A 21,313-nucleotide genomic window follows, 5' to 3' on the forward strand; every position below is an offset into this window, starting at 1 on the left:
GGTCGATGGACCGGACCTCCCTACTTCGTTCAAAAGGTCAGCTCCGAGGCGACTTCTGCCCCACCCCTCGCGGCCTCGCACCAAGCGGCCGCGTCTCTGAAAAAGGATGTTGTTGGCGTACTATTCCTCATCGTAGCTTTTAATCGTATCTGTTAAACAATTGTAGCGACAGAAGATGGTTCCGTCAAGATTACAGTGAAAACTCTTCTTGTAGCTCTTTGAACGTCGCCTCGACCGCTGCGAGCGTCTGGTCGATATCCTCATCCGTGTGCACGGTCGAAAGGAACAACCCTTCGAACTGTGACGGTGGCAAGAACACGCCGCGCGCCGCCATCTTCTGATAGTATGAACGGAACATCTCGAGGTTGGCCGATTTCGCCTTCTCGAAGTTCGTCACTTTCTCGTTCGTGAAGAAGAAACCGAACATCGAGCCGGCCCGGTTCGTGTCGTGCGGGATGTTATACTTCTCGCCCGCTTTCGTGAAGCCTTCGGCGAGACGGTCCGCTTTGCGCTCGAACTCTTTGTAATGCTCAGGCTTGAGTTGCGAGAGCGTCGTGTAACCGGCGATCATCGCGAGCGGGTTACCTGAGAGCGTCCCCGCCTGGTAGATCGGTCCTTGCGGCGCGATTTGTTCCATAATCTCACGTTTCCCGCCGTAGGCACCGACCGGAAGGCCGCCGCCGATGACTTTGCCGAGGCACGTCAAGTCCGGCGTCACGCCGAAGTAGCCTTGGGCACAGTTATAGCCGACGCGGAAGCCGGTCATGACCTCGTCAAAGATGAGGAGCGCGCCGTACTGTTCCGTGATCTCGCGGAGTCCTTCGAGGAAGCCAGGCTGCGGCGGGACGAAGCCCATGTTGCCGGCTGCCGGTTCGACAATGACGCCGGCGAGGTCGTCGCCGTACTTTTCAAAGACGAGACGAACCGCTTCTAGGTCATTATATGGCACCGTGAGCGTGTGGCTCGCGAGCTCTTTCGGCACGCCCGGTGAGTCCGGGAGCCCGAGCGTCGCGACGCCCGAACCGGCCTTGATGAGGAGCGAGTCGCCGTGGCCGTGGTAACAGCCTTCGAACTTCAAGATTTTCGTCTTGCCCGTGTAACCGCGTGCGAGGCGGAGAGCCGCCATTGTCGCTTCCGTACCCGAGTTGACCATGCGCACCATCTCGATCGATGGGACGCGCTCGATGACGAGCTCGGCCATTTTCGTTTCGAGCTCGGTCGGTGTCCCGAACGTCCAGCCTTTCTCAGCTTGCTCTTGAATCGCCTTCGTGACGACAGGGTCACGGTGGCCGAGGATGAGTGGTCCCCACGAGAGGACGTAGTCGATATATTCGTTGCCATCGATATCATAGACGCGTGAACCTTCACCGCGTTCAGCGAAGATTGGCGTCATGCCGACTGATTTATAGGCACGGACCGGGCTGTTCACCCCGCCCGGCATGAGCGGACGTGCTTGTTCGAACGCCGCTTCTGAACGTGTTTGTTTGTAGGTCATGTGTAGTCTCCTTCCAAATAGCGACAGACGTCTTTTGCGAAATACGTGACGATGAGGTCCGCACCGGCCCGTTTGAAGCCGACCATCGTCTCCATGACGATGCGCTCTTCATCGACCCAATCGTTCAAAGCAGCCGCTTTGACCATGGCATACTCTCCGCTCACGTTATACGCCACGATCGGCATATTGAGCGAGTCGCGCATGTCACGGATGATGTCCATGAACGCGAGCGCCGGTTTCACGATCATGAAATCGGCGCCTTGCTCAACGTCCGATTGTGATTCCCGGAACGCTTCACGGCGGTTGGCCGGGTCCATCTGATAGCCTTTGCGGTCGCCTTCACCAGGTGCCGATTGAGCCGCATCACGGAACGGTCCGTAATACGCCGATGCGTACTTGACGCCGTAACTCATAATTGGGATATGGTTGAACCCGTTTTGGTCGAGCCCTTCGCGGATGGCGGCGACGAAGCCGTCCATCATCGAGCTCGGCGCGATGATGTCAGCGCCGGCTTTCGCTTGCGTAATCGCCGTCTGGACGTGAAGCGGTAGCGACGCGTCGTTATCGACGTCACCGTTCTTCACGATGCCGCAGTGTCCCGTCGACGTATATTCACACAGGCACGTATCGGCGATGACCGTGAGCTGCGGCGCCCACTCTTTCACTTTGCGAATCGCTTCTTGGACGATACCGTGGTCATGGTATGCCTCGCTGCCTTCCGGGTCTTTATGTTCCGGCACGCCGAACAAGAGCACCGATTGAATGCCGAGGTCGACGATCTCCTTGATTTCGTCCTCGAGACGGTCAAGCGAGAAGTTGAAGACGCCCGGCATCGAGCTGACCTCACGTTTAATGTCTGTCCCTTCGATGATGAAGAGCGGGTAAATCAAATCTTCTTTCCGAACATGATTTTCACGTACGAGTGCACGCATCGACTTCGATGAACGAAGGCGGCGGTGACGGTCAAACTGGTTCATGAAAAATCCTCCCCTATACACTGTATTAATGCATCCATAGTATAACACTCAGGCACTCGGACCGGTAACGTCGACACTTCCCGGACGGCACGCTCGGTCACTTCACCAATGGCGTACCATGTCCCGTGGAAATGGTCGAGGTACGGCGTGAGCGCATGGACGGCGGATGGGCTGAGGACGAGGAGCGCCTCAATTCCTTCGAGCGCCTCGACTTCCGGCTCCGTCAGTTCACGGCCGATCGTCTCATAGACGACCCAGTCGTGAACGTTCTCAAGTTGTGCCATATGCGCCGTGTTCGCTAAGTCGCCCCGGGCGAACAGGACGACCTCGTCTGCCTGGACGACGCCCGCGAGGTCGCGGAACAGCGCCTCACCCGTAAATGTCGCCGGCATGAGCGTGACGGTGAATCCGACGGCCTCGAGTGCTTGTTTCGTCTTCTCGCCGACCGCCGCGACCCGGACGTCACGAGGGACGTCACAGAGCGCCGGCACCGCCGTCTGACTCGTCACGACGAGCCAATCGAACCGGTTGATCGGCATCTGGTTATGCGTCAATCTCGTCTCGATGAGCGGGACGTGATGAACGGAAAGACCGCTCGCGGTGAGCCGGGCTCGCTGCGAAGCGGTCAGTCGTTTTGTCCCTGTGTACCAGACGTCACGCATTGACCGAGGCGAGAATTTCGCGCCCGCCGCGTCCGAGCAGGTCGTCTGCTACGTCTTTCCCGAGTGCGACCGCGTCTGACGACGTCTTCGTCACGCGGAGCACTTCTTTGCCGTCGACCGAGGCGATGAGACCTGTGAGTGTCACGTCATCCCCGTCGACCGTCGCATAACCGCCGACCGGTACGTGGCAACTGCCTTCGATTGCCTTAAGGAACGTCCGCTCGGCCGTCGCGGCTTTCGCCGTCACGTCATCGTGCAACAGTTGCAAGATGGCCGTCACTTCGGCGTCGTCTTTCCGGCTCTCGATGGCGAGGACACCTTGTCCGACGGCCGGGACCATCATGTCGGCGTCAAGCGCTTCGAAGTCGACGCGATCCGTCCATCCCATCCGTTCGAGCCCGGCTTTGGCGAGCAAGATGGCGTTGAAGTGTTCCGTCTCAAGTTTTTTGAGGCGCGTATCGATGTTTCCGCGAATCCATTGAATGTCGAAATCTGGGCGCGCGGCAAGCATCTGGGCCCCGCGACGAAGCGAGCTCGTCCCGATGACGGCACCTTCCGGGAGCGTCTCGAGCGTATAGCCCTTCTCGCAGATGAGCACGTCTCGGGCGTCGACGCGTTTCGGCATGCAGCTGATATAGAGCTCTTCCGGCAACTCGGCCGGGACGTCTTTCATGCTGTGGACGGCGAAATCGATGTCGCCAGCAATCATCTGTTGTTGAATCTCTTTGACGAACAAGCCTTTGCCGCCGACTTTTGATAGTTGCACGTCGACGATTTGGTCGCCTTTCGTCACGATCTCTTTGATTTCGAACTCGTTTTGAGCTCCGGCTTTCTTCAATTGGTCGATGACCCATTTCGTCTGTGTCATCGCAAGTTGTGAGCGGCGTGAGCCGACGATAATTTTACGCATGATCGGTATCCCCTTCATCAAAAAAGGCGACGAGAGTCGCCGCCTTTTTGGTTTTGTATTAGCGCATCAAGGCGCGAAGTGGTGCTTTGGCTGACGTCGCTTCGGCTTCTTCCGTTTCCGGTTCGGCGTCAGGGACGTCGACATCCAGACCGAACGTCTCCACGAACTGATTGATGCGTGTGTTCGCATCGGGTTGCGCGGCGGCGTCTTTAATGTAGTCAATTGGTTCACGAAGCATCTGGTTGATGATTGACTTCATGTGCTTGCCGATGACTTTTTTATCGCGGTCCGATAAATGGTCAAGCTTGCGCTCGAGGCTTTCCATCGTCTCTTCTTGAATGTTGAGTGCACGGGCGCGCAATTCATTCATGATTGGCACGACACCGAGCGTGATGAGCCACGTTTGGAACTCTTGAATCGCCTCATCGATTTTGATTTCAATCTTTTCAGCTTCGACGAGACGGGCCGCCAAGTTTTTATTGACGATGCCGTTCAAGTCATCCACATCGAACAAGTGGACGCCTGGAAGCGCCCGGACCGCTGGATCGATATCTCGCGGCACGGCAATGTCGATTAATAACAGCGGACGTTCCCGGCGGAGCAGTTGTGCTGCAGCGACGTCATCATAGGCGATGACCGCTTCTTTCGCACCGGTCGAGCTGATTAAAATATCGGCGTCGAGCAAGCCGCAGGCAATCTCACGAATCGAGTGGGCCCGGCCTTTGAACTTGTCAGCGACCGCTTTCGCTTTGCTCTCGGTCCGGTTAAAGACGGCAATCTGTTTCGCACCGGCCTCGAACAAGTTGAGCGTCGTCAACTCGCCTGTCTCCCCCGCACCGACGACGACGACTTGTTTGTCATCGAGCGACGTATACATCTCTTGGGCAAGCGTGACCGCTGCCGCGCTGACCGATACCGACATTTCCCCAATTTGCGTGTCAGTATGGGCACGTTTGGCAAGCGTCACGGCTTCTTTGAACAGTTTGTTGAATACCGTTCCCGTCGTCCCATTCTCTTGGGCGCGGAAGAAGCTCGATTTTACTTGCCCTAAAATCTGTGTTTCCCCAATGATCATCGAATCGAGTCCAGACGTGACACGGAACAAGTGGCGGATCGCCTCTTCTCCTTCACGAATCGACAAATACGGTGTAAATTGGTCCATCTCTAAATCGAACCAGTTCGCTAAGAAACGTTTTGTATAATAGCGTCCTGTATGGAGCTGGTCTGTGACGACGTATAGCTCCGTCCGGTTACAAGTTGACAAAATAACCGATTCAAATATGCTTTTCTCTTCGCGAAGTGCAATCATCGCATCCACGATTTCTTGCTCCCCAAACGAGAACTGCTCCCGAATCGCGACAGGGGCTGTCTTGTTATTTAGTCCAACGACGACAATATGCATGTATCTCTTCCCCTCATCCAAAATCCACCGACGGTTGTCTTTTCTATTTCAATCTCTACCGTACATTATAACAGTTCTTATCTGGTAACTATAATCTTCTGTTTGATTTTCCTGAAATAAAATAAGAACTTTTTGTGACGAAAAAAAGTAGAAACGGACATAGAGACCATTTCTACTTGATTCCTCATTTTAGAGAGGATGGATCGGTGATGATTGTACTTTCTTGTACCTTGTCTTCCTCTTCCGCTTCGAGGTAATGCTTCCGTTCCCTCAGCTTGTAAATGCGGACGATATTTTTCACGACGACTTTCGCCACCGCATAGAATGGAACCGCGATGAGCATCCCGATAATCCCGGCCAAGTTCCCGGCGACGAGCAAGACGATGATAATCGTCAGCGGGTGTACTTTGAGCGACTTGCCTTGGATGAGCGGCGAGATGACGTTCGATTCGATCTGTTGAACGATGATGATGACGACGATGACCCAGAGCACTTTAATCGGATCTTGGATGAAGGCGACGACAACGGCCGGTGCCGCACCGAGGAACGGTCCGACATACGGGATGATGTTCGTCACCATCATGAAGAGTGCGAGCAAGATCGCATAATCGAGTCCGATAATCCACAATCCGATGAGCGACGTGATTCCGACGAAGAACGCCACGATCAACTGGGCATGGACGTAGTTCTTCACCGTCGTATGCATGTCATGCAAGATGTTGCGTGTCTCACGCTCATAGCTCGACGGCAACAACTTCACGATTGAGTCTGGAAGTCGTTTCCCGTCTAACAGCATATAAAGCAACATGAACGGAATAACGACAATCGTGATGACGGCCGACGTGATGAAGCCGACGAGACGACCGACGGATGAGGCGATATTCCCAAAGACGTCTCCGAGATACGACGTCACGTTGTTCGTGAAGTCGGTGAACATGTCGTCATTCTCGGCGATGAAGCGTGACAAGAACTCGTTTTGCATGAGCGAGTCACGAACGGCGAACGCCTGTTGCTGTAATTCCTTGGCAATGCTCGGCATCGCGTTGACGAGCGATGTCACCTGTTCCGCGAGCACCGGTCCGAGGATGCTGAAGACGAGCGTGAACACGAGGACGAGTCCTCCAAGCGTGATGCCGACAGCGAGCGGCCGCTTGCCGCCCATCCGTTTCTCTAAGAAATCGACAATCCCGACTAAGAAATAATAAAAAAGTCCGGCAATGATGAGCGGTACCGTGACGAGCGCCAAAATGACTTGGATTGGTTGGAACACGAAAGAAATTTCCGTCCCGACCCAGATGACCAAGAAAATCGTCAGCGTCCAAAATAAAAAGCGGTACCATTTGTTCTGAAACATGATTTGCATCTTTCCACCTCATTAACTATTCTCTTGTCTTATGTAATTAGGACAATTATACGATACTTACCCGCTCTCGTAACCCTAAAAACAAAAAAGACGAGGGGCTGCCCTCGTCTTCGGTCAATCTTCTTCGCGTGTCAATAAATCGTAAATCGCTTTCCATGCCTCGTCTTTTCCTTCTGCCGTCTCCGCCGAGAATGCGACGAACCGGTCCGACGGGTCAAACTGAAGCTTGCGTTTTACCGCCGCCTCATGCTTTTGACGTTGCGCCTTCTTGATTTTATCGAGCTTCGTCGCCACGACGATGACCGGAATCTCGTAATGCTTCAAGAAGTTGTACATCGTCACGTCGTCACCTGTCGGCTCATGACGGATATCGACCAACAGGACGACGCCACGAAGCGCGCTCTGTGACGTCAAATATTGCTCCATCATGACGCCCCACTTCTCACGCTCCGTCTTCGAGACTTTTGCGTAGCCGTAGCCCGGGACGTCGACGAACATGATTTCATCGTTGATGTTGAAGAAGTTCAGCGTCTGTGTCTTCCCTGGTTTCGAAGACGTCCGTGCGAGTGCTTTGCGCTGACAAATCTTGTTGATGAACGATGATTTCCCGACGTTCGAACGTCCGGCGAGTGCGACTTCCGGCAACTCATGAATTGGGTAATGGTCCGGTGCGACAGCACTCGTGACGAATTCTGCTTTAGTGATTTTCATTATTTAATTTCCTCCAAATGCTACTTCTAATACTTGATCGAGCGTCGTGACCGGGACGAACGTCAGTTTCTCACGGACGGTGTCTTGAATGTCATCGATGTCACGCTCATTGTCTTTCGGAATGACGATCGTCGTCAAGCCGGCGCGGTGCGCGGCGAGCGCTTTCTCTTTCAACCCGCCGATTGGCAGGACGCGGCCGCGGAGCGTGATTTCCCCGGTCATCCCGATGTCGCGGCGGACTTTTTTACCGGTCAATGCCGAGATGAGCGCCGTTGCGATGGTAATGCCGGCCGATGGACCGTCTTTCGGGACGGCACCTTCCGGGACGTGGATATGCACGTCTTGGCGCTCGTAGAACGTCGGGTCAATCCCGAACCGCTCTGCGTTCGAACGGACGTAGCTATACGCCGTCTGCGCCGACTCTTGCATGACGTCACCAAGTTTCCCCGTCAACTGGAGCTTGCCTTTACCAGGTGCGAGCGCGACCTCGATCGTGAGCGTATCGCCCCCGAACGCCGTGTAGGCGAGTCCGGTGACGGCGCCGATCGAGTCTTCCGTCTCCCCTTTGCCGTAGCGATACTTCGGTTTCCCGAGGTAGTCGCCGAGACTCTTCAACGAGACGGTGACGCGTTTCTTCTCACCGATGGCGATTTGCTTCGCCGCTTTCCGGCAGAGAGAACCGATGACGCGTTCCAAGTTCCGGACACCGGCCTCACGCGTGTAACGGCGGACGACTTCATACAAGGCGTCCTCTTTAATCGTGAGTTGGCTCTTCTTCAAGCCGTGCTCTTTATATTGCTTCGGTACCAAGTGACGCTTGGCGATCTCGACTTTCTCGAGTTCCGTGTAGCCGCCGATTTGGATGAGTTCCATCCGATCGAGGAGCGGCGCCGGAATTTGCGAGACGTCGTTCGCCGTCGCGATGAAGAGTACGTTCGACAAGTCGAACGGTTCCTCGATATAGTGGTCCGAGAACGAGACGTTCTGTTCCGGGTCGAGTACTTCGAGCATGGCCGACGCCGGGTCGCCCCGGAAATCGGACGCCATCTTGTCGATCTCGTCGAGCAAGAACACCGGGTTCTTGCTTTCGGCCTGTTTCAAGCCACGAATGATGCGGCCTGGCATCGCCCCGATGTACGTACGGCGGTGCCCACGAATCTCAGCCTCGTCCCGTACCCCACCGAGCGAGACGCGGACGAAGTGACGTTCGAGCGCCGACGCGATCGAGCGGGCGAGCGACGTCTTCCCGACCCCTGGAGGTCCGGCAAGACAAAGAATCGGTCCGCGGAGCGAGTTCGTCAATTGACGGACCGCCAAATATTCGAGGATGCGGTCTTTCACCGATTCGAGCCCGTAATGGTCGTCATCGAGCACATCGGCCGCGTGCTTGACGTCAAGTTTGTCTTCCGTCTCGATGCCCCACGGCAGCGAAGCAATCCAGTCGAGGTAGTTGCGGATGACGGCATACTCGGGTGACGTCGCCGGGACGACGTTCAACCGCTCGGCTTCCCGCATGACGTTCTTCCGTGTCGTCTCCGGCAAATCGAGCGCCTCGAGCTTCTCACGGAGACGGTTCGGTTCAGACTCTTGCGACTGGTCGCCGAGCTCTTGCTGAATCGTCTTCATCTGTTCGCGCAAATAATATTCCTTTTGCGCCTGTTCGATTGTCTTTTTCGTCCGTTCGCGCAACTCTTGCTCGAGCTCGATGATTTCGACCTCATGCGTCATAATCTCGAGCAGCTCCAAGCCGCGTTTGACCGCGTCCGGTTCTTCGAGCATCGCTTGGCGGATGTCGACGTCGACGTCGAGCTTCGACGCGATATAGTCGGTCAACGACTCGAGCCGCTCATACATCTCGAAACGACGGCGCTCGTCCGGTGACAAGCCTTTGATGGACCCGACGAGTTTGCCGAACTGTTCTTTCAATAGGCGTACGAGTGCCGTCCGCTCGACTTCTTCCCCTTCGACGAGTTCGAGCGGTTCGACGTCCGCGAACCAGCCTTCCTTCGTCTCTTCGATAGAGTTGATCTTGACGCGCTCTTTCCCGACCAAGCGGACGCGGACCGTCTCATTCGACAGCTCGCTCATCTTGGCGATATGGACGCGTGTCCCGATCGCGTACAAGTCTTCCGGTTCAGGTGATTCTTTCCCCGTCTCTTTTTGTGTCACAACAATCAAATCTGTCTCGTGTTCCTTTGCGGCAAGGAGTGCCCGTAGGGAGAGCGGACGCCCCACGTCGATTGTCACTCCGATGAGCGGATACACCACGACTCCACGCAAAGGAAGGATTGGTAATTGTTCCATTACAACGCCTCCTGTGCAAAAAGGCCCAAAACTCGGATGTGCCGAGTGTTTGAGCCTTCTTCGTTCAAAATTATGCTGTCTCTTTATTGTCGCCTGTCTGTTCGACAGTACCATCGCGAAGGACGTATTTCGGACCGGCAAGACCCGTAATCGTTTCATCCGTGATGATGACTTTCTCGATATCGTCGCGCGATGGGACAGTGAACATCACATCGAGCATCATTTCTTCGATAATCGAGCGGAGACCGCGTGCGCCTGTCTTACGTTTGATGGCAAGTTTGGCAATTTCAATCAATGCCTCGTCGGTGAACGAGAGTTCGACATCGTCGAGTTCGAGCATTTTCTCGTACTGACGAACGAGGGCGTTCTTCGGCTTCGTCAAGATCTCGACGAGTGCTTCCTCGTCAAGCGTCGTGAGCGTCGCCATGACCGGTAAACGACCGATGAATTCAGGAATCAATCCGAATTTCTGAAGGTCTTCCGGAAGTGCGCGGGCGAGCAAGTCTTCTTGCGTCAACTCGCGGTTCTCTTGGTCGTTCCCAAAGCCGATGACTTTCTTCCCGATGCGGCGTTTGACGACCGCTTCGATGCCAGCGAACGCGCCGCCGACGATGAACAAGATGTTCGTCGTATCGATTTGGATGAACTCTTGATGCGGATGCTTACGTCCACCTTGCGGCGGTACGCTTGCGACCGTACCTTCCAAGATTTTAAGAAGTGCCTGCTGAACACCTTCACCCGATACGTCACGCGTAATCGATGGGTTTTCCGACTTGCGGGCAATCTTATCGATTTCATCGATATAGATAATCCCTTTTTCAGCCTTCTCGACATCATAGTCAGCCGATTGAATCAACTTGAGCAAGATGTTCTCGACGTCTTCCCCGACGTAACCGGCTTCCGTCAAGCTCGTCGCGTCCGCGATTGCGAACGGGACGTTCAAGACGCGAGCCATCGTCTGAGCGAGAAGCGTCTTACCGCTACCAGTTGGTCCAATCATGACGATGTTCGACTTCGAAAGCTCGACATCATCCGAACGGCCACCGGCGTTGATACGTTTATAGTGGTTATAGACGGCTACTGAAAGCGCACGTTTGGCGCGGTCTTGACCAATAACATAATCGTCTAGGATGTTACGAATCTCTTGTGGTTTTGGAATGTCTTTAAATTCGACTTCTTCCTCCACACCTAGCTCTTCCTCAACGATTTCATTGCAAAGTTCGATACATTCGTCACAAATGTATACGCCAGGACCGGCGACTAATTTACGGACTTGTTCTTGCGATTTTCCGCAAAACGAGCACTTGAGTTGCCCCTTTTCCTCGTTAAATTTGAACATTCGGTACACCCCTTCTAAATGAAAATGGATGTAAGTGCGATAAATCGCCTATTTGTATTCCCAGGTGCACATGCACCGTGAAAAGACATTTACATCTCTGCGTTGCAATAATTGTAGCATGAACAAATCACTTCATCAAAGATAAACACATGCAAAGTGTCGTGACGAAAAAAAGGACGACTGCTGAGCAGCCGTCCTTCTGTCATCCGATTACTTCGCTTTCCCGTTTTCAACGAGAACGTCGATCGCTTTACGGAATTTGAGGTCACCTTTAAGTGTCTCGATTCCGCCTTGTGGCGCGAGCATCGTGCGGAGTTGATCCGGCGCGATGTTGTAAAGTTTAGACATTTCTTCGAGTTCTTTCTCAGCATCTTCGTCAGACACTTCGATCGCTTCTTTCTCAGCGATTGCTTTCAAGACGAGACGAGCTTTAACGCGCTCTTCAGCTTGCTCTTTCATCTCTTCGCGCATCGCTTCTTCAGTCGTTCCAGTGAGCTGGAAGTACATGTCGAGGTCGATTCCTTGTGAAGAAACACGTGTGCCGAACTCTTGAACCATGCGGTCTACTTCTTGGTCAACGAGTACTGCAGGTACGTCGATTGTTGCGTTAGCTGTTGCTTGCTCGACGAGTTGGTCGCGCATTGTGCCTTCCGCTTCTTGTTTCTTCGCAGTTTCTAAACGCTCACGGATTTTCGCTTTCAACTCGTCGAGTGATGAGACTGACTCGTCGATGTCTTTTGCGAACTCGTCGTCGAGCTCAGGAACTTGCTTCGCTTTGACTTCGTGAAGTTTGACTTTGAATGTCGCTGGTTTACCCGCCAAGTTTTCAGCGTGGTACTCTTCAGGGAATGTTACTTCAACGTCTTTTTCTTCGCCAGCCGTCAAGCCGACCATTTGCTCTTCGAATCCAGGGATGAATTGGCCTGAACCGATTTCGAGCGTGTAGTTCTCAGCTGTGCCGCCTTCGAATTGCTCTCCGTCAGCGAAACCTGCGAAATCAAAGACAGCTGTATCGCCGTTTTCGATTGCGCCTTCTTTGACAGCAAGCTCTGCGCCTTGCTGTTGAAGCGCGTCAAGTTCAGCTGCAACTTCTTCGTCAGTGACTGTTGTTTCAACAGCTTCGTACTCGAGACCTTTGTATTCGCCAAGCTCAGCTTCTGGCTCAACAACGAACGTTACTTTGAACGTTACTGGTTTGCCTTTTTCGAGCGTGCCGTCTACATCGATGTTTTCGAGAGCGATTGGTTCGAAACCAGCTTCTTCGACCGCACCTTGGACTGTGTCACGGTAGAGGATATCGAGCGCATCTTGATAGAGCGCTTCTTCTCCGTACATTTTGTTGAACATTGGGCGTGGCAATTTCCCTTTACGGAAGCCAGGCACGTTCAAAGTTTTGACGACATCTTTAAATGCGGCGTCGACTGCTTTATCAAAAGCTTCTGCAGGTGCTTCGTACGTGAGTACGCCTTGGCTACCTGATGTTTTTTCCCATTTTGCTGTCATGCTAAGTCCCTCCAACAATTCATTTATACGTACAAGAATGTACAACAATCCGTATTATAGCATAAATCCGACGACTGCACACAAGGATTTAGTCTAGAAACGCCTCGGTGAAACGCATGTCCGCCTCAAGGATTTCCGCGGCCAGGCCGTCTGTTTCCTCGTGTTGCAAGATGGCCGTTTTTGCCTGCCCGATTGCCGCCTCCACGTCAGACGCGTCTTGCGGTGTGAACGGGTAATGCGTATACATGTAGTTCATGAGCAGCTGTGTCGCGATCTCATCGCCATAGACGACACGCTGCAATTGATTCGTCATCGCTTCCCACGCTTGCGTGTGCACGGTCGCCTCATCTTGCGTCAACCGGTGCCGCGTCCCGAGGTCCGTCCATTCGATGACCGGCAACTCGTCAAACGCTTTTTGGAGCACGATCAACTTCATCAACTTCGGACGTTCGGCGACGAGGAGCTCTTTCAAGACGTTGTCGAGGACGTCATCGATATTGAAATGGACGTGTTCGAGCGTCTCGATTTGTTCGCCGATTCCGCCACGATGAAGGATTCGCTTCACTTTGGCGATTGCGGCCGGAAATTCGGTCAACTTCAACACTTGCAACACTTGATGTGCTTGCGTGTTGACGTGGTCGGCCTTCTCTTGCCATTCGAGATAGCGATTGATCCAATGGGCCGCCTCGAACGGTTGGTCACGCATGATGTAATACTGGGCGATTTGAAGCCCTCCGGCTGCAGGTTCTTCTGCCACCGTCATCTGAGTCGTGACGAGTTCTTCGAGTTTCTCGAGCGTCTCCGGTTCTTCCGGTCGTTCCATCAGACATTGGAACAGCTCCATGAAAATAAAGGGATCACCGGGCACTGCCTCATACCAATCCCATAGAATCGGTTCGACCCGTTGCCGTTCGCCAGCCGTGTCCGCTTCTTGAATCATCTTCTGAAGCCGCGACCAGTTCCCAGGAAACGGGTACGCTTTCTCTTTTGCCATCTCTCCACACCCTTTCCATTCATCTCCATCTTCCGTTAGGAATCGATTCGTTGTCAATCAATACCCCGAAAAACGAAAAAAGAGACAACCTCCGTGGAGGCTATCTCTATTTTAAATGGAAGTGTCCCAAGAGGGATTCGAACCCCCGACCGACGCCTTAGAAGGGCGTTGCTCTATCCAGCTGAGCTATTGGGACATTGACAAGAAAACTATAATAGAAAAATGGTTTGCTGTCAATTCCTTCTTTTCATTCCGTCACAGCTTTCCGCTCACATCGAGATCCTTGACGGCCGAACCGTCCTCGGACCGATAAAAGCGGACGTTCGCCTGTCCGTTCTCGAGATCCATCAGTACATACGTCTTGTCACTCCGTCCACGCGGCATCCGAATCGAGCCCGGGTTCACGTAGAGCACCCCGTCCTCAATTAACGCCCCGGCGACGTGCGAGTGGCCGAACAAGACGACGTTCGCCCCGACCTCTTCCGCCCGGTAACGCAACCGGTTCAAGTCGTACTTCACGTCGTGGTGATGGCCATGAACGATGAGAATTGTCCCTTCGGCCGTCTCCTCGATTCGTTCGAGCGGCAAGTCGCCGCCGAAGTCGCAATTGCCGCGCACCGTGTGATACGGGAGCAGATGCTCGTCGACGAGCGCGAGTTGCGAGTCGCCGCAATGATACGCGTCATCAATTTCTTGTTCGTGCCGATTGAAGATGATCGATAGTTCTTCTGTCAATCCGTGACTGTCACTGACTACGAGAAAACGCATACGGGTCACCCTTTCATGAACGGAATGATTTCTGCCTCTAACTTTCGTAGTGCTTGACCGCGGTGACTGACCGCCGCCTTTTCGTCGCGTTCGAGTTCGGCTGCCGTCTTATGGAGCGACGGGACGATGAAGAGCGGGTCATAACCGAAACCGTTCTCCCCGTGAGGCGCGTAGCCGATCGTCCCTTCGATCGTACCGCGTACCGTCAACGTCTCTCCCGTCGGTTTGGCCAGGCAGAGGGCACAGATAAAGCGTGCCGTCCGGTCCGTCGCGCCGTTCAACTTCTCGAGCAAGAGCGCGTTGTTCGCCTCGTCCGATTTCTCAGGTCCGGCGAAGCGAGCCGAATGGACACCCGGTGCCCCGTCGAGCGCGTCGACTTCAAGCCCCGAGTCGTCAGCGAGAACGGCATGGCCGAAGTAGCGAGCCGCTTCCGTCGCCTTCAGTTCGGCGTTCGCCTCGAACGTCGTGCCCGTCTCGTCCGTCTCCGGTGCGTCCGGATAGTCGAGCAATGATTCGACCTCAAAGCCGAGCGGCGTGAGCATGCCTTCGATTTCTACGACTTTCCCTTTATTGCGTGTTGCGACGATGAGTTTCATGTTGTCTCCTCCAATTGTTCCCCGACATACCACCATGAGGCACCGAGCGCGTCTTCGGCCGCTTTGAACAGCGTCTCGATCCCGCTCTGGGCCATCTGGAGCATCTCGTTCATCTCGAGCAACGTGAATGTTGCTTCTTCCCCCGTCCCTTGCACTTCGACGAAGCGTCCGCTCGCCGTCATGACGACGTTCATGTCGACCTCGGCCGCGGCATCTTCTTCGTAGTTCAAGTCGAGGAGAAGTTCATCGGTCCGTCCGACCGAGATGGCCGCGACACCTTCTTTAATCGGCGTGTCGTCGAGCTTGCCTTGACGGATGAGCGCGTCGACCGCGAGGACGAGGGCGCAGAAACCACCGGTGATTGAGGCCGTGCGCGTGCCTCCGTCCGCTTGGATGACGTCACAGTCAATCCAAATCGTCCGTTCGCCGAGCCGTTCTAAATCGACGACCGAGCGGAGTGAACGCGAAATCAGACGCTGAATCTCCATCGTCCGGCCTGACTGTTTCCCGCGGACCGATTCACGGACCGTGCGGTTGCCGGTCGCGCGCGGGAGCATGGCGTACTCGGCGTTGATCCAGCCTGACTTCTTGCCGCGCAAAAAATTCGGGACGCGTTCTTCGACCGTCGCCGTACAGATGACTTTCGTGTCCCCGATTGAGATGAGGACCGATCCTTCCGCATGCTTGCTCACATGGGGAACGATTTCGACGGGCCGAAGCTCGTCTTGCTTTCTTTCGTTACGCATCGACACCGGACACCTCTACTTTCTCCGCTCTCACGGGCTGACCGAGCCACTCTGTCGCGAGTCGGTCAAAGATAACGACGTCCCCCGTCGCATAAAACTGGTGCGCCGGGACCGTGTCGAGGTCGTTCTCGAGCTCTTTGAAGTCCAAGATGGCCGCCACTTCGAGCGCCGTCTCATCACCGGATGAGATCAAGTGGACGTCCGGTCCGACGACGTCTTGAATGACCGGGGCGAGAAGTGGATAGTGCGTGCATCCGAGGATGAGCGTATCCATTTCAGAAGACTGGAGCGGCCGAATCGTCTCGGCGACGATCGTACGGACGCGTTCCCCGTCGAGTTCGCCGGCTTCGACGAGCGGGACGAACGGCGGACAGGCGAGCGAATACACATCAATCTCGCCGGCCACGTGCCGGAGTGCCGTCTCGTACGAGTTACTCTCAATCGTCATCTTCGTGCCGATGACGCCGATATGTTTATTGCGCGTGCCTTTGACGGCCGCCCGGGCTCCCGGGTCGATGACACCGATGACCGGGATGTTGAGGCGTTTGCGCGCTTCTTTCAAGACGACCGCTGTCGCCGTGTTACAGGCGATGACGATCATCTTCACGTTCTTGCTTAACAGGAACTCGATCAGTTCCCACGTATAGGCTTCAATCTCATCGTGCGGGCGCGGGCCATACGGGCACCGTTCCGTGTCGCCGATATAGATAATTTCTTCTTTTGGGAGTTGGCGCATCAGTTCTTTGACCACCGTCAAGCCGCCAACTCCTGAATCGAGTACTCCAATCGCTCGTTTCATGATCATCACTTCCATTCCCATCTATCTTACCAAAAAAGCCGATTCTGAAAAAGAAACGGTCTCGTGACAAACAAAAAAGACGAGGTAGCCGATTGGCCGCCTCGTCCGTCGCTCAATTACTGAGCAAGACCTTCGCTTGTGAGCATGTCAGAAAGCGTGTTAACCGCTTCTTCTGCATCGTCACCAGCTGCAGTGATTTTGATTGTAGAATCTTTAGCGATTCCGAGTGAAAGAACACCCATGATTGACTTGAGGTTTACTGTTTTACCGTTGTACTCAAGGTTGATATCTGATTGGAACTTAGAAGCTGTGTTAACCAACTGTGTAGCTGGACGAGCGTGAATTCCTGAATCTGCAACGACTGTGAACGTTTTTTCCATGACGTGATAGTCTCCCTTCAAATTTCAATTCTACAGGCGGACCTGCAAAATAATTGTTTGTGAACTCATTATCAAATGATAGCGGATTCGCAAAAATTCTGCAAGCGATTTTTATATTCTGGAGTCCATTCGGTCGGACGACCGGATTTCGACAAGTGCACGAGGCTCGTGCGCCCCGCGAACATGAGCTGGTCCCCATCATATGCCCCGTAATGAATATCACATGAAGTGTTTCCGACCGTCAAGACATTGGCATACACCTTGATCGATTGGCGCGGCATCACTTGGCGGACGTAGTCGCACTGAGCGTCCGCCACGACGACGAACCCATCTTTCAACGAGAACCCAGTCGCTTCAAGCAACTCGATTCGCGCATCCTCGAAATAGATGAACGGAATCGTGTTATTCATATGGCCGTACGGGTCGCACTCCGAGAATCGGACTTTGACGTCTAGCGCGACCCCTGCTCTGACACGTGTTTCCCAATCGGCTTCCCGGAAGTACTTCGTCATCCGTACCCCTTACGCCTCGACCGCAGAACCGGTGCGGCCTTTGTCGCTACCGAAGAACGATTTGAACGAGTGGAGCGTCGTCTGACGGTTCATCGCAGCGATTGACGTCGTGAGCGGAATGCCTTTCGGACAAACTTCGACACAGTTTTGTGCGTTTCCGCACTGTGCGAGGCCACCGTCTTCCATGAGCGCTTCCAAACGTTCTTCCGAATGGAAGGCGCCGGTCGGGTGCGAGTTGAAGAGACGGACTTGCGAGATAGCGGCCGGTCCGATGAAGTTCGATTTGTCGTTCACGTTCGGGCATGCCTCGAGGCAGACACCGCACGTCATACATTTTGATAGTTCATACGCCCATTGGCGCTTGTTCTCTGGCATCCGTGGTCCTGGTCCGAGATCGTACGTTCCGTCAATCGGAACCCACGCCTTCACTTTTTTCAACGCGTCGAACATGCGCTGACGGTCGACTTGAAGGTCACGGACGACCGGGAACGTCTTCATCGGTGACAGACGGATCGGCTGCTCGAGTTTATCGACGAGTGCCGTACACGATTGGCGCGGCTTGCCGTTGATAATCATCGAACAAGCACCGCACACTTCCTCGAGACAGTTCATGTCCCAGTTGATCGGTGTCGTCTTGTCCCCGTTCGCATTGACCGGGTTCCGGCGGATTTCCATCAGCGCCGAGATGACGTTCATATTCGGACGGTACGGGACGGTGAACTCTTCTGTATAGGTCGGTTGATCCGGCCCGTCCTGGCGTTCAATGATAAAACGAATGTCTTTTTGGTCTGCTTGCATCGGCGTCGTCATTTCGTCTTCGCCCCTTTCTTCGAGTAATCCCGTTTACGTGGCGGGATTAACGAAACGTCGATCTCTTCAAACGAGATATCGACTTCCCCATTGTCGTAACGTGCCATCGTCGTCTTCATGAAGCTCTCGTCATCACGTTCCGGGAAGTCCGGTTTGTAATGCGCGCCACGGCTCTCGTCGCGTTTCAATGCGCCGAGCGTGATGACGCGTGCGAGGTCGAGCATGTGGTCGAGCTGTCGGATGAACGAGGCCCCTTGGTTGCTCCAGCGTGCCGTATCGGTCGCGGAGATGTTGTTGTAACGTTCGCGAAGCTCACGGAGTTTGAGGTCCGTCGCTTCAAGTTTGTCGTTGTAACGAACGACCGTGACGTTGTCGGTCATAAGTTCACCGAGCTCACGGTGGATTTGATACGCGTTTTCCGTACCGTCCATCGCGAGGATATCGTTGAACCGCTCGATTTCTTCACGTTCGTTGAAGTTGAAGAGCGCTTCTGGCACGCTCTCTGTCGCTTGGTCGAGACCGCGCATGTACTGAACGGCAGCCGGACCGGCTTCCATTCCGCCATATACGGCCGAGAGGAGCGAGTTGGCACCGAGACGGTTCGCACCGTGCATCGAGTAATCGCACTCCCCAGCTGCGAACAAGCCTGGGATGTTCGTCATCTGGTCGTAATCGACCCATAGTCCGCCCATCGAATAGTGAACGGCCGGGAAGATTTTCATCGGGACCTTACGTGGATCGTCACCGACGAACTTCTCGTAAATCTCGAGGATACCGCCGAGTTTGATGTCGAGCTCTTTCGAGTCTTTATGCGACAAGTCGAGGTACACCATGTTCTCGCCGTTTACGCCGAGCTTCTGGTTGACACAGACGTCGAAAATCTCACGCGTCGCGATATCACGCGGCACGAGGTTTCCGTAGGCCGGATACTTCTCTTCAAGGAAGTACCATGGCTTGCCATCTTTATATGTCCAAACGCGTCCGCCTTCACCGCGTGCCGACTCACTCATGAGACGAAGCTTGTCGTCCCCCGGGATTGCCGTCGGGTGGATTTGGATGAACTCGCCGTTCGCGTAGACCGCGCCTTGACGGTAGACCGCTCCAGCCGCTTGGCCGGTGTTGATGACCGAGTTCGTCGATTTACCGAAGATGACACCTGGGCCGCCGGTCGCGAGGATGACCGCATCCGATGGGAACGCTTTAATTTCCATCGAGCGTAAATCCTGACAGACCGCACCACGGCAGACGCCTGCTTCGTCGATGATGGCCCGGAGGAATTCCCAGCCTTCATATTTCTCGACGAGACCTTGCGCCTCATAGCGACGAACCTGCTCGTCTAGCGCGTAGAGGAGCTGTTGCCCTGTCGTCGCACCGGCGTAAGCCGTGCGGTGATGGAGCGTGCCGCCGAAGCGACGGAAGTCGAGAAGACCTTCTGGCGTCCGGTTGAACATGACTCCCATCCGGTCGAACATGTGGATGATTTTCGGTGCCGCTTCCGCCATCTTTTGGACCGGCGGTTGGTTGGCAAGGAAATCGCCCCCATAGACCGTATCATCGAAGTGTTGCCAAGGAGAATCCCCTTCCCCTTTCGTGTTGACGGCACCGTTGATGCCGCCTTGTGCACAAACTGAATGTGAACGCTTGACCGGTACAAGCGAGAATAGTTTTACCGGAACACCCATCTCAGCCGACTTGATTGTCGCCATGAGTCCAGCCAGACCGCCACCGATGACGATCAAACTTTGATTTGCCATGAACTTTTCCCCCTATTACAAGATGCCCGCGAACGTCAAGATTGAACGGATGCCGACAAAAGATAGTGCCAAGAAGACGGCGCCTGAGACGTAGCTCATGAAGCGCTGTGAACGAGGCGACTGTGTGATCCCCCACGTGATGGCAAACGACCAGAGACCGTTCGCGAAGTGGAACGTAGCCGAGAGGATCCCGACTATGTAGAAGATGAGCATGAGCGGATTGTCGACGATGTTTTGCATCATCTCCGCATTCACTTCAACGCCACGCAATTTCGCCAAGCGCGTTTCCCAAACGTGCCATGCGATGAAGATGACGAGGAAGACGCCCGTGAAGCGTTGGAGCATGTACATCCAGTTACGGGCGTATGAGTAACGGTTCGTGTTGATCGAACCGAGGAACGCGTAATACACGCCATACACGCCGTGGAAAATCATCGGCAATGCGATGATGGTGACTTCAAGGAAGTACAAGTACGGTAAGCTCTCCATGAATTTTGCTGCCTTGTTAAACGACTCCACCCCATCGACGATATAGTAGTTGACCGACAAGTGGACGATCAAAAACAGGCCGATTGGGATGACCCCAAGTAGCGAATGGACTTTACGACTGAAATAGTCACGCTGCGAAGCCATTCTAGTTCCCCCTTTGTACGAGCCCTTGGCTCGTTTTGTAAATAAAAGCGTTTTCAAATGTAAATATAGCTTTCTGTCTCCTATTCTACTCTTGTGAATTTTGTATGACAAGACAACCCGACCGATTTGTGCCACATTCTTTTGCAAAATACCCGGTGACCAAATGTCGTTTCGTCGTTATAATGGTATAGAGAGATTGGAGTGATGGAAGAAGATGGAAACGATGAGCCAACCCACTTTCGCGATTGAACTGTTGCGCGATTATGTGTTGACGGATTTGCTTGGGGATGATTACGCCCAAGTCATCTATTGGTCGGGTAAACGGGTCGCACGCAAGTTCCCGGTCATGCCCAATGAAGAACTGAGCGCCTTCTTTAGCGAGGCAGGCTGGGGAGATTTGACGCTGTTGAAAGAAAAAGGAAATAAATTCTTGTTCGAGCTCACGCCCCCGCCCGCGACCCAAGAAAAGGCAACGGGCTACTTCCAGCTCGAGGCTGGATTTTTAGCCGAACAGATTGCGGGTCGTTTCCAATGCGTCGCCGAAGGATACGCCGACGTGACGCGTAAGGCCGTCCACATCACCGTCCAACTAGACCGAAAAGATACGTATGAATGACGAAGAGCCGATGCGATTTGATTCGCATCGGCCCTTTCT

At 54.2% G+C, this 21,313-nt stretch carries 21 protein-coding genes, 1 tRNA gene and 1 other annotated feature (1 of these 23 only partly in view); of the genes, 1 reads left to right on the plus strand and 21 read right to left on the minus strand.

The genetic code is table 11. The annotated features are described in order from the left end of the window. Positions 1-143: a binding site (T-box leader), on the minus strand; it reaches 78 nt to the left of the window's first position. A gap of 47 nt (positions 144-190) precedes the next feature. The 21 genes from hemL to KNP83_RS09430 form a co-directional block, all read right to left on the minus strand. Next, positions 191-1,495, minus strand: a complete 1,305-nt coding sequence (gene hemL, locus KNP83_RS09330; RefSeq protein WP_214762220.1) for a glutamate-1-semialdehyde 2,1-aminomutase — start codon at positions 1,493-1,495, stop codon at positions 191-193. After that, complete coding sequence (gene hemB, locus KNP83_RS09335; RefSeq protein ID WP_214762221.1) at positions 1,492-2,472, minus strand: porphobilinogen synthase; 981 nt, start codon at positions 2,470-2,472, stop codon at positions 1,492-1,494. Before hemB ends, hemL begins: the two co-directional genes overlap by 4 nt. Then, positions 2,469-3,134, minus strand: coding sequence for a uroporphyrinogen-III synthase (locus KNP83_RS09340; protein WP_214762222.1), 666 nt, complete (start codon positions 3,132-3,134; stop codon positions 2,469-2,471). Before KNP83_RS09340 ends, hemB begins: the two co-directional genes overlap by 4 nt. Next, positions 3,127-4,044 carry a hydroxymethylbilane synthase gene (gene hemC / locus KNP83_RS09345; RefSeq protein ID WP_214762223.1) on the minus strand — a complete coding sequence of 306 codons (918 nt, stop codon included), beginning with the start codon at positions 4,042-4,044 and terminating at the stop codon, positions 3,127-3,129. Before hemC ends, KNP83_RS09340 begins: the two co-directional genes overlap by 8 nt. A 58-nt stretch (positions 4,045-4,102) precedes the next feature. Beyond that, on the minus strand, positions 4,103-5,446 hold the full coding sequence (gene hemA, locus KNP83_RS09350; RefSeq protein WP_214762224.1) for a glutamyl-tRNA reductase: 1,344 nt from the start codon (positions 5,444-5,446) through the stop codon (positions 4,103-4,105). 184 nt (positions 5,447-5,630) lie between these two features. Continuing rightward, entirely contained in the window at positions 5,631-6,809 is a 1,179-nt protein-coding gene (locus tag KNP83_RS09355) for an AI-2E family transporter (protein ID WP_214762225.1), read from the minus strand. 114 nt (positions 6,810-6,923) lie between these two features. Further along, complete coding sequence (gene yihA / locus KNP83_RS09360) at positions 6,924-7,520, minus strand: ribosome biogenesis GTP-binding protein YihA/YsxC (RefSeq protein WP_214762226.1); 597 nt, start codon at positions 7,518-7,520, stop codon at positions 6,924-6,926. Between the two features lie 3 nt (positions 7,521-7,523). After that, the gene (gene lon / locus KNP83_RS09365) at positions 7,524-9,824 is read right to left on the minus strand and encodes an endopeptidase La (protein WP_021066846.1); all 2,301 of its coding nucleotides are present in this window, start codon (positions 9,822-9,824) and stop codon (positions 7,524-7,526) included. Positions 9,825-9,894: 70 nt separating this feature from the next. Next, on the minus strand, positions 9,895-11,163 hold the full coding sequence (gene clpX, locus KNP83_RS09370) for an ATP-dependent protease ATP-binding subunit ClpX (RefSeq protein ID WP_214762227.1): 1,269 nt from the start codon (positions 11,161-11,163) through the stop codon (positions 9,895-9,897). A gap of 210 nt (positions 11,164-11,373) precedes the next feature. Then, entirely contained in the window at positions 11,374-12,666 is a 1,293-nt protein-coding gene (tig, locus tag KNP83_RS09375; protein WP_214762228.1) for a trigger factor, read from the minus strand. An 88-nt stretch (positions 12,667-12,754) separates the two neighbouring features. Next, the gene (locus tag KNP83_RS09380) at positions 12,755-13,660 is read right to left on the minus strand and encodes a hypothetical protein (RefSeq protein WP_214762229.1); all 906 of its coding nucleotides are present in this window, start codon (positions 13,658-13,660) and stop codon (positions 12,755-12,757) included. A gap of 122 nt (positions 13,661-13,782) precedes the next feature. Beyond that, a tRNA-Arg gene (locus KNP83_RS09385) sits at positions 13,783-13,856 on the minus strand. Between the two features lie 59 nt (positions 13,857-13,915). Further along, entirely contained in the window at positions 13,916-14,428 is a 513-nt protein-coding gene (locus tag KNP83_RS09390) for a metallophosphoesterase family protein (protein ID WP_214762230.1), read from the minus strand. A 5-nt stretch (positions 14,429-14,433) separates the two neighbouring features. Further along, positions 14,434-15,024: an XTP/dITP diphosphatase gene (locus KNP83_RS09395; protein WP_214762231.1), complete on the minus strand. Its 591-nt coding sequence runs from the start codon at positions 15,022-15,024 to the stop codon at positions 14,434-14,436. After that, the gene (gene rph, locus KNP83_RS09400) at positions 15,021-15,770 is read right to left on the minus strand and encodes a ribonuclease PH (RefSeq protein ID WP_214762232.1); all 750 of its coding nucleotides are present in this window, start codon (positions 15,768-15,770) and stop codon (positions 15,021-15,023) included. Before rph ends, KNP83_RS09395 begins: the two co-directional genes overlap by 4 nt. Next, positions 15,763-16,569, minus strand: a complete 807-nt coding sequence (gene racE / locus KNP83_RS09405) for a glutamate racemase (protein WP_285222555.1) — start codon at positions 16,567-16,569, stop codon at positions 15,763-15,765. The genes rph and racE overlap by 8 nt, the downstream gene beginning before the upstream one ends. Before the next feature lie 116 nt (positions 16,570-16,685). Continuing rightward, on the minus strand, positions 16,686-16,949 hold the full coding sequence (locus KNP83_RS09410) for a phosphocarrier protein HPr (RefSeq protein WP_021066838.1): 264 nt from the start codon (positions 16,947-16,949) through the stop codon (positions 16,686-16,688). A 71-nt stretch (positions 16,950-17,020) separates the two neighbouring features. Continuing rightward, entirely contained in the window at positions 17,021-17,461 is a 441-nt protein-coding gene (locus KNP83_RS09415) for an acyl-CoA thioesterase (protein ID WP_214762233.1), read from the minus strand. Between the two features lie 9 nt (positions 17,462-17,470). Further along, positions 17,471-18,271: a succinate dehydrogenase iron-sulfur subunit gene (gene sdhB / locus KNP83_RS09420; protein WP_214752627.1), complete on the minus strand. Its 801-nt coding sequence runs from the start codon at positions 18,269-18,271 to the stop codon at positions 17,471-17,473. After that, entirely contained in the window at positions 18,268-20,025 is a 1,758-nt protein-coding gene (gene sdhA, locus KNP83_RS09425) for a succinate dehydrogenase flavoprotein subunit (RefSeq protein ID WP_214762234.1), read from the minus strand. The genes sdhB and sdhA overlap by 4 nt, the downstream gene beginning before the upstream one ends. A 15-nt stretch (positions 20,026-20,040) precedes the next feature. Beyond that, the gene (locus KNP83_RS09430) at positions 20,041-20,658 is read right to left on the minus strand and encodes a succinate dehydrogenase cytochrome b558 subunit (protein ID WP_021066834.1); all 618 of its coding nucleotides are present in this window, start codon (positions 20,656-20,658) and stop codon (positions 20,041-20,043) included. A gap of 223 nt (positions 20,659-20,881) precedes the next feature. On the opposite strand from KNP83_RS09430, the gene KNP83_RS09435 reads away from it, so the two are divergent. Next, positions 20,882-21,274: a YslB family protein gene (locus KNP83_RS09435; RefSeq protein WP_235045180.1), complete on the plus strand. Its 393-nt coding sequence runs from the start codon at positions 20,882-20,884 to the stop codon at positions 21,272-21,274. The last annotated feature ends 39 nt before the right edge of the window (positions 21,275-21,313 follow it).

Origin of the sequence: Exiguobacterium sp. s146 (assembly GCF_018618415.1) — a bacterium.
GTDB lineage: Bacteria > Bacillota > Bacilli > Exiguobacteriales > Exiguobacteriaceae > Exiguobacterium.